The sequence below is a fragment of the Vreelandella maris genome (assembly GCF_013371085.1).
In the GTDB taxonomy this organism is placed as follows: Bacteria; Pseudomonadota; Gammaproteobacteria; order Pseudomonadales; family Halomonadaceae; genus Vreelandella; species Vreelandella maris.
Genome location: NZ_JABWCV010000004.1, coordinates 185873 through 198441, shown reverse-complemented (window position 1 = coordinate 198441; position 12569 = coordinate 185873). Strand labels below are relative to the sequence as shown.

Below are 12569 nucleotides of genomic sequence, written 5' to 3'. Positions count from 1 at the left end.
GCGAGGGCTATGACAATACAAGATTACCCTGCTGCTTCCAGCGGTTTACCAACGCTGGAACGCCTTCTCCAGCCGTGGTATTGATTGCCAGCACGCCCGGCGGGCTGAGCATATCCGCCTCCGGGTCGACCAGGGCGCAGGGCGTGTCGTAGTCAATGTACGAGAGCAGCGAAGCGGCGGGCATGACGGCCAGCGACGTGCCAACGACCAGCAGAAAGTCAGCCTGGCTAACAAGGTCGCAGGCCTCCGCAAACAGCGGCACCGATTCGCCAAACCAGACCACGTCGGGCCGCAGTTGGCTGCCCTTGTCGCACACATTGCCCAGCTCGATGCCCCCTTTCGGCAGCGGGTAGCGCATGCGTTCATCGATTGACGAACGGGCTTTTAAAATCTCGCCATGCAAATGTAATACATGGCGAGAGCCTGCACGCTCATGAAGGTCATCAATATTCTGGGTAATAATGCTGACGTTAAACCCCTCTTGCTCCAGGGCAGCCAGCGCCTTATGGGCCGCGTTGGGCTTGGCACGACGTATCTGTTCACGACGCTGGTTATAAAAATCCAGCACTTGCTGCGGATTGCGCCGCCACGCCTGAGGGGTGGCGACATCTTCAACCGGATGGTTCTCCCATAGTCCGTCGCTGGCACGGAAGGTCTTGATGCCACTCTCGGCACTAATCCCAGAGCCGGTAAACACCACCAAATGCGGGCTTGCTGCCATGCTTACCTCGTCGCTTGTGTTTCATGGGCCTAAAATAGAAGCCTAATATACCAGTTGGCCTATCGTACCCACGAAACGCTGCTTATTTCGATAGGGGTATACGTCGATGACCCGGCCATCGATAATTGCCTGCTGCAGTTCCAGCCAGTAATCCGGGTCGAATAACTCTGGATGCTGCTCCATAAACAGGCGGCGCAATTGAGGGTTGGCAAACATGAAAGGGCCAAACTCCTCCGGGAAAATATCGTTAGGGCCGATGGATAACGTATCGCCCCCCTGGAAGTCATTGCCATAGGATTTCGGAAGTTGTCTGAAACGGCATTCAGTGAGATAGCAGACCTCATCGTAGTCGTAGAAGATCACCCTTCCATGGCGCGTCACGCCAAAGTTTTTCAGCAGCATATCGCCGGGAAAGATATTCGCCGCAGCCATCTGCTTGATGGCATTGCCGTAATCCTTAAGCACCATCTCCTTCTCTTGTTCGCTGCACTGCTCCAGATAGATATTCAGCGGCGTCATCATGCGCTCGGTGTAGCAGTGTTTGATAATGACCTTATCGTCTTTCAACACAACGGTAGAGGGCGCCACTTCCAGTAAGTGCTCCAGGCACTCCGGCGCAAAATGATCCTGGCGGACAATAAAATTGGAGAACTCTTGAGTATCGGCCATGCGCCCTACCCGGTCATGGCGTTTTACTAGCCGGTACTTTTCGCGCACCACGGCGTGGGTCACGTCTTTAGCCGGGTCGAATTTATCTTTAATGATCTTAAACACGGTGCGAAAGCTGGGTAACACAAACACTGCCATCACCATGCCGCGCACGCCAGGGGCGATAATAAACTGATCTTCGCGCTTGGCGACCTGACGGTTCAGGGCTCGGAAAAACTCGGTTTTGCCATGTTTGAAGAACCCGATGGCAGCGTAAAGCTCGCCTTCCGGTTTGTGCGGCATCAGCTGCTGCAGGTAATCGACAAACTCCCTGGGTACCGCGACCTCCACCTGAAAATAAGCGCGGGTAAAGGAGAAAATAATCGACACTTCATCGGTTTCAATCAGCACCGTATCCAGGTGTAGGCAAGGGTCGCCCCCCTGCTGCTCGCCAAATCCCTCGCCGTGGAGTACCGGCAGCACCAGCGGTACTTGCTCTCCACCGCCACGAATACGCCCGACCAGATAAGCCCCTTTATTGCGGTAGAAAACGCTATTCAGCAATTCGATTTCCGCATCGCCGGTGTTCAAAATCGCCGAGGGTAAGTGCTGCTGTAAGAAAGTGGCGCCGAGATGGGTATCCTGGTCTATTTCCGCAAAACGGTTTTCGAAAGGCGCATCAATAAGCGCCCATTTGAGGGCAGCCTGCCAGTCGCCATTCACCTGTTTGCGACGGCAGAGATCAATTCCCGAGCGATGGGCAGCATCCTCCCGGGAGCTATACACAAACATCCACTCATTGCGGATATGGCGATGATGGAAAATGGCGCAGAACAGCGAGTTAAAGAAGGTCTCAGCGAGTTCGTAATCGAGCCGGTGGCTGATCAGTTCAGCATAGTGGTTGCGCGCCTCGCGCCAGCTCTCGCAGTGGGACACCACGTCAGGATCGAAAGTGCGCTTTAAGCGCCCAAGCGTAACGTCGATCTTTTCCTGATAAAGATTAATGCGCTCCGCCGACGCCTGTTGGGTGTCACGCCACGCCGCATCACGGAAACGACGGCTGGCATCGGCAGTGATCTCTTTAAAGCGCGCACGGTACTCATCAAAACCGTGCAAAATCGTCGTGGCTAAGCGGTACGCAGGTGCGTGTTTCAAGGGCCGTGCTCCTGATCATTTTTACCAGCTTCGCGTAACTGGAAGCTACATGCGAGACGACCTTGGTGGGTAGCCAACGCCAACTTAGCGCAGGGGCTCGATTAGGTTGATCTGAAGGCAGAAAGGCCCCGCGGTGCGGTCCGCGATTAAAAAGCCAAGTTGATGAATCTCGCTTGGGGTTACGGCAGGGGCATCACTCAATAGCGTTCCCCGTCGCACCGCTTCAAAAGCATCCCATGAAAAGTGCAGTGTCTCCCAGGCATCTTGAGAAGGCGTAAATTTCACTCGGTACGCTGAAGCATTGCCAAGAGAGGTAGTTTTCAGGCGCAGTTGATAGGTACGTCCATCCCCCCGCACCGTCAACGCTATCCCCTGGGCATCCGCTAGCGTTGGCTCGAACCCGTTGGGCTCGCGGCGAACGGAGGCAAAACCACCGCCGTTTTCCAGCGACACATCGCCCTGGAAGCGACCTACGCCATCGCTAACGCAAAAACCACTTTTTGAAACGCCCCCCATCACGCCATCATCCACGGCATACCAGCGCTGTTGTTCATTGGGACTATCAAATGTTAACGCCATAACGACTCCTTCTCATCAGCCAAAAAAAGCCTCTTTGCCGCAGGGCAAAGAGGCTTGTTCAGCCTAGGCGATTAGCCTTGTAAGTTACAGCTTCGCTGTCGTGACCGCTGGATCTGAATCACTATCATCCAGTTCTTCAGGTGACGCGACCACCAGTGCAAACTCCTCCTCGGCGGTTTTCGCTACGAGGTGATTCTTGCTATAGAGGAAGAAGTAGGCTGCGCCAACAATGAACAGCACGATGGTGTAGTTAAAGGCGCGTGGGTCGAAGGCGTATACCCCGGTGAGCGCGACCAGCGACAGCACCAGTGCAACCCCTGAGGTGACGACACCGCCAGGCGTTTTATACGGACGCGGCAGGTCGGGTTGTTTTACCCGCAGCAGAATATGGCTGAGTGCCATGAGCGCATAAGAGATCGTCGCACCGACCACGGCCATTCCCAGCATCAAATCGCCTTCCCCGCTCAACGACACCAGAAAACCAAACACGCCGGGCACGATCAGTGCCAAATAAGGCACTTTACGGCCGCTGGTCAGCGATAGCGGCTTCGGCAAATACCCCGCCCGTGAGAGCGCAAACACTAACCGGCTGTAGCCATAAATAATCGAGAAGAAGGAAGCGATCAGACCCGCCAGGCCCAGCACATTCACCAGCGTAGCCAGGGTCGGGCTGCCCGCCGCGTTCAGTGCATCCACCAACGGTACGCCGCTTTGACCGATCATCTCAGCGCCTGCCGCACCGGCCAGTAACACCACGACTAATAGCGCCGTGAAGAGCAGAAACAGCATCGCCGCGATAATCCCTTTGGGCATATCCCGAGCGGGATCTTTGGCTTCTTCCGCGGCCAGCGGTACACCTTCCACCGCCAGGAACAGCCACATACCAAACGGCAGCGCCGCCCAAACGCCGTACCAGCCAAACGGCATAAAGGTGCTGGCGCCCGCCGAATCGGTGGGGGCAATATCAAACAGGTTGGCAGCGTCGAAACTGCCAATTAGCGCGACAGCAGTTGCCAGAATAGCGAACACCGCCAGGCCGCTAATCACCATCATGACCTTGAGCGCTTCCCCTACGCCTGCCAAGTGGATACCAATGAAAACGGCGTAGAAAATCAGGTAAACCAGCGGGCCGTTAATGCCGATTAAAGCCTCTACCGCGGCACCGATAAAGATCACAATCGCCGCTGGGGCCAAGGCGTACTCGATCAATACTGCAAGCCCCGTTAAATAACCACCGGCAGGCCCCATTGCCTGGCGGGCAAAGCTATAGCCACCGCCCGCTGCGGGAATCGCCGCGGACATTTCCGCGAGGGACAGCACCAGCGCCAGATACATCAGCGCCATCAAACAGGCCGCTATCGCAAAGCCACCCCAGCCCGCTTCGGCGATACCAAAGTTCCACCCGGCGAAGTCACCGGAAATGACGTAGGAAACCCCAAGCCCCGCCAACAGCATCCAGCCAGCAGTGCCTTTACGTAGTTGGCGTTTTGCCAGATACGCCTGATCAATCGATGGTTGTGTCATCGTTTTGCCCTTTCAGTGTGGAACGAAATCGTCATCAGCGGCGTGCTGTTGTTTACCAACGTTGTTCCGTTTTGTTATGTGATCGTTGTTATGGGATATCGCTTTTGGGTGACGTTAATCCGCCACCAGGAAGTTACGCGTCGAGCCTGATGCTGAGTCCCCTTCCAACACATCGTCCTCGCTGCGATCTTTCAACTTAACGCCAGACAATTTGAGCTGACGGGCCTCTTTTAACAGCAGAAAGAAACGCCGGGCGGCCTCCTCTATTTGCAAACCCGCCGGGCGCACATTGGAAATGCAGTTGCGTCGGTCATCCTTGAGCCCCGGTTCTGGCGCCCATGTCATATACAATCCCAGGCTATCCGGTGAGCTCAGCCCCGGCCGTTCACCGATCATCACCAGCACGGCGTCCGCGTTGAGCAGCCCACCAATCTCATCGCCAATCGCTACTCGCCCCTGCTCGACAATCGTTAACGGCGCTAGCTGCCAATCAGCGGTGTCGCTGCTCAGCATCTGATAAAGCGAGCCAAGAAACGGCGCGCTGTTCTGCTGCACGGCCAGCGCAGAAAGTCCATCGACCACCACCACAGCAAGGTCATAGCGCTGCTGGGACGCGGCGGCTTGCTGCAGGTGCTCACGGCTCTCGTCGTTAAGGCGTCGGCCATAGTCGGGCCGCTGCAGGTACATGGCACGATCCTGGGCATGGCTGTGCAGGCGAAGCGTCGCCTCAGACAAATCCAGGGCTTGGGTCAGCTCGGTGGAGAGCGCTTCCACATCCAGCGGGCAGTGAACCGCATCCTGGGCTTGGGCATGAGCCAACTGAAATGCCAGGAGCTTGCTGGTCGGCAGGCTAACCCCAGCGCGCCCCAGGCCAATGCGCGCGTCGGTAAAGGCATTCAGCCTCTCCCAGGGGTTCTCCACCACGATGGGAGATGACGGATCATGTGCCATGGCGCGGCTCCTTGGGCAGATGGCGCAGGCTATTGGCAAAGGCGGCCGGAAGCTGGTCATTGAGCCGGTGGGTGCTGACATCCTGGAAAATCTGCATCTCTTCGAGCCAGCGCTCAAATTCCGGCGCGGCCTTCAGTCCCAGCACCCTCCGTGCATAGAGCGCATCGTGAAACGAAGTCGTCTGGTAATTGAGCATGATGTCGTCGGAGCCAGGAATGCCCATGATGAAGTTGCAGCCCGCCACGCCGAGCAGCGTAAGCAGGTTATCCATGTCGTTTTGATCGGCTTCGGCGTGATTGGTGTAGCAGACATCGCAGCCCATAGGCACACCCAGCAATTTTCCGCAGAAGTGATCCTCAAGCCCTGCACGGGTGATCTCTTTGCCGTCAAAGAGATACTCCGGGCCGATAAAACCCACCACGGTGTTCACCAGCAAGGGGTTGAACTTGCGCGCCACCGCATAGGCGCGCGATTCGCAGGTTTGCTGATCAAGCCCGTGATGGGCGTCGGCGGAGAGCGAGCTGCCCTGGCCGGTTTCAAAATACATCACGTTGCGGCCCACTGTGCCGCGGTTGAGCGACTGCGCGGCTGCTTCGGCTTCGGCGAGGGTGCTCAAGTCAAAGCCAAAACTGCGGTTAGTGGCCTCGGTGCCGCCAATCGATTGGAAGACCAAGTCGACCGGGGCGCCTTGCTCGATCGCCTCCAAGGTGTTCGTTACGTGGGTCAACACGCAGGACTGGGTGGGGATTTGATACTTCTGAATCACCTCGTCCATCAGGCGCATCAGCTTGACGCTCTGGGCGACGTTATCAGTCGCGGGGTTGATACCAATCACCGCATCGCCACTGCCATAAAGCAGGCCATCCAGGATACTGGCAGCAATACCGGTCACATCGTCCGTCGGGTGATTAGGCTGGAGTCGAGTAGAGAGGCGGCCCGGCAGGCCAATCGTGTTGCGAAAGGCGGTGGTGACCCGACACTTTTTAGCGACCAGAATTAAATCCTGGTTACGCATCAGCTTGCTGACGGCAGCGGCCATTTCCGGGGTAATCCCCGCTTTCACTTCCGTTAATACATCGCTAGTCGCGTGATCGGAGAGTAGCCAGTTACGAAAATCGCCCACGGTGAGATGACGAATGGGGGCGAAGGCGTCGGCGTCATGATCATCCATAATCAGCCGGGTGATCTCATCCTCCTCGTAAGGAATCAGGGCCTCATTTAAAAAGGTGGTGAGCGGGAGTTCAGCCAATACCATCTGAGCGACCACGCGCTCTTCGGCGCTCTCCGCCATTACCCCGGCCAAACGGTCGCCGGAACGGGGCGGTGTGGCTTTAGCCATTAGCTCTGCCAGGCTTGCAAAGCGATAGCTGCGACTCCCCACCGTGGTGTGATAGGTCTGCGCCATGGAGCTTTCCTTTTTAACGACTGCTTTTTTATCGCGCTGACTGCGCGTAGAGGTATAAAACTTGCTTGTTTCCACCATAGCGCTATCACTAGAGAGGGAGTATCGAGTTTTGGCAAACCCGTTAATATTTAATAAATTTAAATAAATACAGAAAGTTAAGGCGTTAACCCTGCAATATTGGGCTCATATAACGCCCCGAGGAGAGCCCCATGACCACGCTCGAAAGCGCATTTGCACCAAAAAGATGCGTCCAGGAAGCGTTCGATGCCGATGAGCATGCGCAAAACCTGACTCGCTGGCAGCAGGAGTACGACCAGCTCAGCCCTGGCAGCTTCTATGGTCGCCTGGATGAAGTGGCGTTAGAAACGATGCAGGTGTTCAAGGAGCACACTGGGCAAGCGCTACGTCAGCAGTGTCGGGTATGGCCAAACTCGCTATGGATCGGCATCCCCACGACTCGACATGGCACGCGGATCAATGGCCAAGCGCTTAGAGAGGGCGACGTAATGTGCCGTCCCGGTGGGCGGGATTTTGAATTGGTGACGCCGGAAGGATTCGATATCTATGGGCTAGTGATTCAATTACCAGCGTTAGCAGAGGCCGCTAAGCGACAGGGGATGAGCTTGGATACAGGCTGGGACGTCATGCCCCGTCGACAAGCAGCAAGCGAAACGCTCAATGCCGTCGCGTTTCTTATTGAGCGCCTGCTGACTAGCCAAACGATGGCTATTGCTAGCCATATCCATCAAGACATTCTGCTGATGGCGCTGCTGGAACTCCTGCAAGCCGAACAGCCTAGTGCAGAGCTGCCGCCCAGCTACGCGCATCGTAAAGAAGTGGTTGACCGGGTAAAGCGCTACGTGGATGAGCACATGGATGGCCCGATAACCATGGATGAACTTTGCCAGCTGACCCATGTTAGTCGGCGCACGCTGCAGTACAGCTTTACGGCTATTTTGGGCATTAGCCCACTGCAGTATTTACGTTTAACGCGGCTCAATCGTGTGCGTCGGGCGCTGCGAGCCGCATCACCCGAGCAGTCGGTAACGGAAATAGCCACTTACTGGGGCTTCTGGCATCTGGGGCAATTCGCCCACGACTATAAGCAGCAGTTTGGTGAGTGTCCGTCACAGACGCTTAACGCAAAAGTCAGCTTAGCTAAAGGTCGGTAGATGCGTGGATTCACGCCCTGGCAGACCCAGTTCAAACCAACCGTGATGCGCCTTGCTATCGACCCATAGGTGATAGTGCAATTGAGACATCATCACTGGATCATCTAGAAAATCCAGCCGCTCCAATCGACTCATTCCCGCTGGCCCCATCAATACGGCGCGAGAAACCCGCTCGGCTCGGCGCTGGCGTATGGGCGAGACATCGGTGTGCCGTGATGTGCCTAAAGCCGTCGCCAACGCATTAGGCACGGGCTCTACCACCACTCGGGCGAAAGAGGGCGCCGACATCCCGGTGTTCATCTGGGCAAGCAAGCTCACCATGCGCCGCAATACCCGTGGTGGCTGGGTTTCTTCAGGAATTCGGAAGAGCCGCTTTTGAAAGCTGAGCTGCCCTAGCGAAACACGGCTCGACAATGCCGATACCGGGATGGATAGCATCAAAGCAACCACAATGGGCGAGAGCCACCAGAGGAAGGTGGGTTCCATCATGTAAACACCCGCTGCCCACACAGCCCCAATGAGCGTCTGTGTCCAATGCGCGCGGATGGCATCACCCCACGTCGTGTCGCTATTTTCCCGGGACGGTGAGCGCCACTGGACTGCCCAACCCATCACTGACGTCAGTACAAAGCGGGTGTGAAACAGCATTCTTACCGGCGCTAATAGCATCGAAAATAGCGACTCGAGAACCATGCTCGCCAGCACCTTGAACGGCCCGCCAAATTGACGGCTGCCCTTTATCCACACCAGCAGTACGCTGAGCAACTTAGGTAAAAACAGCAGTAATGCCGTCACGCCGAACAAGCCCACCGCCAAGGTGGGATTCCACTGCGGCCAAACAGGAAACAACATCCCCGGCTCAGGAAAGTAGTCAGGCGTGCTAAAGCTATGCACTGCCAGAAGTGCGGTGGAAAGAATTAAAAAAAGACACCATAGCGGCGCTGACAGATAAGACATTAAACCGGTCAGGAAGACGGCGCGGTGAACGGGATGAATACCTTGCGAGAAAAAAAGCCGGAAGTTCATCAAATTCCCGTGGCACCAGCGCCTGTCGCGATTGAGCTCATCAAGCAGGTTAGGCGGCATTTCTTCATAGCTGCCTTCCAGCTTGTAAGCAATCCATACCCCCCAACCCGCGCGCCGCATCAGCGCTGCTTCGACAAAGTCATGGGATAATATCTCACCGGACATGGAGCCCTTACCGGGCAGCGGCGCCAGTATGCAGTGCTGCATAAACGGGGCTAGACGAATGATCGCGTTATGGCCCCAGTAGTGCGACTCGCCCAGCTGCCAAAAATGGAGCCCGGCGGTAAACAACGGCCCATAAACCCGCGTCGCAAACTGCTGCATGCGAGCGTACAGGTTGAGGCGCCCCGAAGCGCGTGGCGCTGTTTGGATAATGCCGACCCTGGAGTGCACCTCCATCATTTGTACCAGCCGGGTCAGGCATTTGCCGCTCATGACACTATCGGCATCCAGCACCACCATGTAACGATAGAGTGCTCCCCACCGGCGGCAAAAATCGTCCAGATTACCGCTCTTGCGTTTGACACGGCGCTGTCGACGGCGATAGTAAACTTGGCCGAAAGCATCCAGGTCACGGCACAACACCAGCCAGGCATAGGTTTCTTGAATGGCAATATCAGGATCGGATGTATCGCTCAGGATGAAGATATCGAAATGACGGTCATTGCCCGTGCTGCGCAGGGACTCCAGGGTGGCGCGCACGCCAGCGAACACCCTGGCAACATCCTCATTACAGATCGGCACCAGCAGTGCTGTGCGCGCCTCATCATCAATCGGCTCGTCGCCCACTTCGCTGTCAATGGCGTAGCGATCATGGCTTCGTAATAGTTGGAAAAACCCCATCAAAGCGGTCCAAAATCCCGCGGACACCCAGGCGAATAGCAGCACAAACAGCGACAGAATAGTGACTTCAAGCCACTGCAGGCCCTGGCCGGGGAGTACGGTACGCATCTGATTGGCAGCGATGATACTTTGACCGAAAATCAGCACCAGCAAAATCCAACGACGCCTTCTGGCGACCCACTTCCAGGACGCGGAGGGTGACTCTCTTCTGCGCTTTCGAAAATCACCGTTAGCCCAGCGCTTGAAACGGCGCCCAATATTGACGAAAGGATTGGTCGACCACTTCTGGGGCGCCAATGGCGTTCGTTTCATCGGCGGCGACGTTCGCAGGCGCGTAATGCCAGACGTGTCCGTTGACAGTACCTCTGGTGGTGCTAATGGCGGCTCTGCATAGGCAAGCGCTAAGCGTCGACCCACTGATAATGCCGCTGGGTCATCATTATTTTTATTCTGCCAATCACCTTCGCTCTCGCTATCTCCACCCAACGCAGCATGCAGTGAAGCCATATCAAGTTTATCAAGGTCACCGGCTAATAGCGTGTAGCGCTCCTTACGATCCTGGGTTTCCAACGCCAACCGCTCTAAATACAGATCCGTTGGCGCTGCCTGGGAGGAAGACATTGTTTCAGCCATTAGCGGGCAGCCTGTAGTACCACGTTTCGGACATTTGTTTGCCATCGAGCATTAGCTTGGCCCTGATATCCAAAGGCTGACTGCCATTACTGCGCTTCACGTTGACAAATACACGCCAGCCGTTGGTCGCCGGGTTATGAACAACGCGACTATTGGCTAATTCGCCATTATCGCCAACACTTGCCTCAACGGTCATATTTGCATCGCGGCCGATACCGGAAAGCGAGGGCCCGATAAAATCGAGAACGAAAGCGAGCGTACCGTCGGGCTCGCGCACCAGGTTATCGCGAATCACCTCTCCCCGTGAGCGACGTGTTTCTTCAACCCACGCAAGCTGAGGATCAAGGTGACGGCTTTCATCGGTTGTGAACGTAATACGGTAATCGAACGCCAGCGGGGTTTCAGGGTCATGTGCTTCATCAGCCAGCCACATCGAAACGATGTTGTCGTTGGTCTCGTTGTCTGTCGGAATCTGAATCAGCTCAACACTGCCTGCCCCCCATTCATTTTGTGGCTCAACCCAGGCGCTTGGGCGTAGGTCATAGCGTGCGGCAATATCCTGATAATCGCTAAAATTGTGGCCACGTTGCATCAGGCCATAACCGCGTAACTGAGGCGTTGCCTGTCGATTCATCATCAATCTGGCTGGATTGGCTAGCGGGCGCCATGTCCAACCATTTTGCGCATCATTGATTAATAGGCCATTAGAGTCATGGATTGCCGGGATATAGTGTTGTGTCGAAGAGGGCTGCTCTGGGCCGTAAAGGTACATGCTGGTGAGCGGTGCTATCCCCAATTTCTCGACCGCCCGGCGCACATATAGCCGCGACTGCACGTCGACTAAGGTGTCTTCTCCAGGACGCAGCACGAAGCGGTAGGCGCCAGTAACGCTAGGCGAATCAAGCAGGGCGAAAATCGTCAAGTACTGGCTTTCTGGGCTAGGTTCGATGATCCACATTTCTGTAAAACGAGGAAACTCCTCGCCTGAAGGCAACCCTGTATCAACAGCCAGTCCGCGCCCTGAAAGACCATAAACCTGCCCTCTGCCAATAGCGCGGAAATAGCTTGCCCCCAGAAAGACCATTATCTCCTCATTGCGGCCACCTTCATTGAGCGCATGGTTGATCTTAACACCGGCAATACCAATGCTATCGCTGTTCTTCACTTCGTCGGAGATGCCTAAATCACCGTAAGTGAAGTCATCAGGGTTGTAAGCAAAGCCATGAACCTCGCCTTCCTGATCAATACTGTTTAACTGGATTGCGCTGTCGTAATGCATCCCTTCATGGATAAAGCTCAGGGTGAAAGGTGCGCCTCTACCGCTCCACACGTCGCGATCTCGCTTGTACTGTATTTGCGCATATTCCGCAAAACTGAGTTCTCGCAGCTCATTGGGCAACGACGTTTCTGGAGCACGATAGCCCTGCTGGGCTAGCTCTTCTGCTTTTCTAGCGACATCTTCAAAGCCAAACGCAAAAGCCTCAAGAGGGAAGCTTCCAACCAGCAGCCCGCCTAGAACAGCTAGAGAAAAAAAATCGTTGCGGCGTGAAAATTTGCTTAGCGGGGTCGATCCACTCATTTAGCGTAATCCTCCTGTACAATCCTTTGCCTGAAATCAAATACGCTTATTTGCCGAATCGACATACGTGAGAGACCATTCGATCAGCTAATTGCGTCCTTCTGCTATTGCTCGCCATCGCCAAAACACACGCCATGCGCGTATGTAACGATTAGATTACATTTTAGGTATAGCATGAGTCTAGACTACTTGGCACCCTGATTGGCCGAGCTTTTTGAAAGGACTGAGGCAAAAAAATTAGAACTTACTCAATATGTTGAACCGCGTGGAGAGGCGCTACATTAAGCGGGTGGTCTATTACAAGCCGTAGTTTTGCGAAAACCCTGCGCCAAT

The 12569-nt window shown here is 55.4% G+C and carries 9 protein-coding genes; 1 reads left to right on the top strand and 8 read right to left on the bottom strand.

The genetic code is table 11. The annotated features are described in order from the left end of the window. Positions 1-7: 7 nt before the first annotated feature. The 6 genes from HUO07_RS04775 to HUO07_RS04750 all read right to left on the bottom strand — a co-directional run bounded on the left by HUO07_RS04775 (position 8) and on the right by HUO07_RS04750 (position 6983). A complete protein-coding gene (locus tag HUO07_RS04775) occupies positions 8-721 on the bottom strand; it encodes an SIR2 family NAD-dependent protein deacylase (RefSeq protein ID WP_176302605.1) in 714 nt (237 codons plus the stop codon). Between the two features lie 42 nt (positions 722-763). Beyond that, positions 764-2524, bottom strand: a complete 1761-nt coding sequence (aceK, locus tag HUO07_RS04770) for a bifunctional isocitrate dehydrogenase kinase/phosphatase (RefSeq protein WP_176302604.1) — start codon at positions 2522-2524, stop codon at positions 764-766. A gap of 84 nt (positions 2525-2608) precedes the next feature. Next, positions 2609-3103: a CIA30 family protein gene (locus HUO07_RS04765; RefSeq protein ID WP_176302603.1), complete on the bottom strand. Its 495-nt coding sequence runs from the start codon at positions 3101-3103 to the stop codon at positions 2609-2611. A gap of 84 nt (positions 3104-3187) precedes the next feature. Beyond that, positions 3188-4627: an ethanolamine permease gene (eat, locus tag HUO07_RS04760; protein ID WP_176302602.1), complete on the bottom strand. Its 1440-nt coding sequence runs from the start codon at positions 4625-4627 to the stop codon at positions 3188-3190. Between the two features lie 114 nt (positions 4628-4741). Further along, positions 4742-5578: an ethanolamine ammonia-lyase subunit EutC gene (gene eutC / locus HUO07_RS04755; RefSeq protein WP_176302601.1), complete on the bottom strand. Its 837-nt coding sequence runs from the start codon at positions 5576-5578 to the stop codon at positions 4742-4744. Further along, on the bottom strand, positions 5568-6983 hold the full coding sequence (locus HUO07_RS04750) for an ethanolamine ammonia-lyase subunit EutB (protein ID WP_176302600.1): 1416 nt from the start codon (positions 6981-6983) through the stop codon (positions 5568-5570). Before HUO07_RS04750 ends, eutC begins: the two co-directional genes overlap by 11 nt. A gap of 209 nt (positions 6984-7192) precedes the next feature. Here HUO07_RS04750 and HUO07_RS04745 point away from each other — a divergent pair, with 209 nt between their 5' ends. Then, a complete protein-coding gene (locus HUO07_RS04745; protein ID WP_176302599.1) occupies positions 7193-8155 on the top strand; it encodes a helix-turn-helix domain-containing protein in 963 nt (320 codons plus the stop codon). On the opposite strand, the gene mdoH is transcribed toward HUO07_RS04745, so the two are convergent. Together mdoH and HUO07_RS04735 are read right to left on the bottom strand one after the other, a co-directional pair. Further along, a complete protein-coding gene (gene mdoH, locus HUO07_RS04740; protein ID WP_176302598.1) occupies positions 8138-10657 on the bottom strand; it encodes a glucans biosynthesis glucosyltransferase MdoH in 2520 nt (839 codons plus the stop codon). The genes HUO07_RS04745 and mdoH overlap by 18 nt on opposite strands. Next, positions 10650-12236 carry a glucan biosynthesis protein G gene (locus tag HUO07_RS04735; protein WP_176302597.1) on the bottom strand — a complete coding sequence of 529 codons (1587 nt, stop codon included), beginning with the start codon at positions 12234-12236 and terminating at the stop codon, positions 10650-10652. The genes mdoH and HUO07_RS04735 overlap by 8 nt, the downstream gene beginning before the upstream one ends. Positions 12237-12569: the final 333 nt, after the last annotated feature.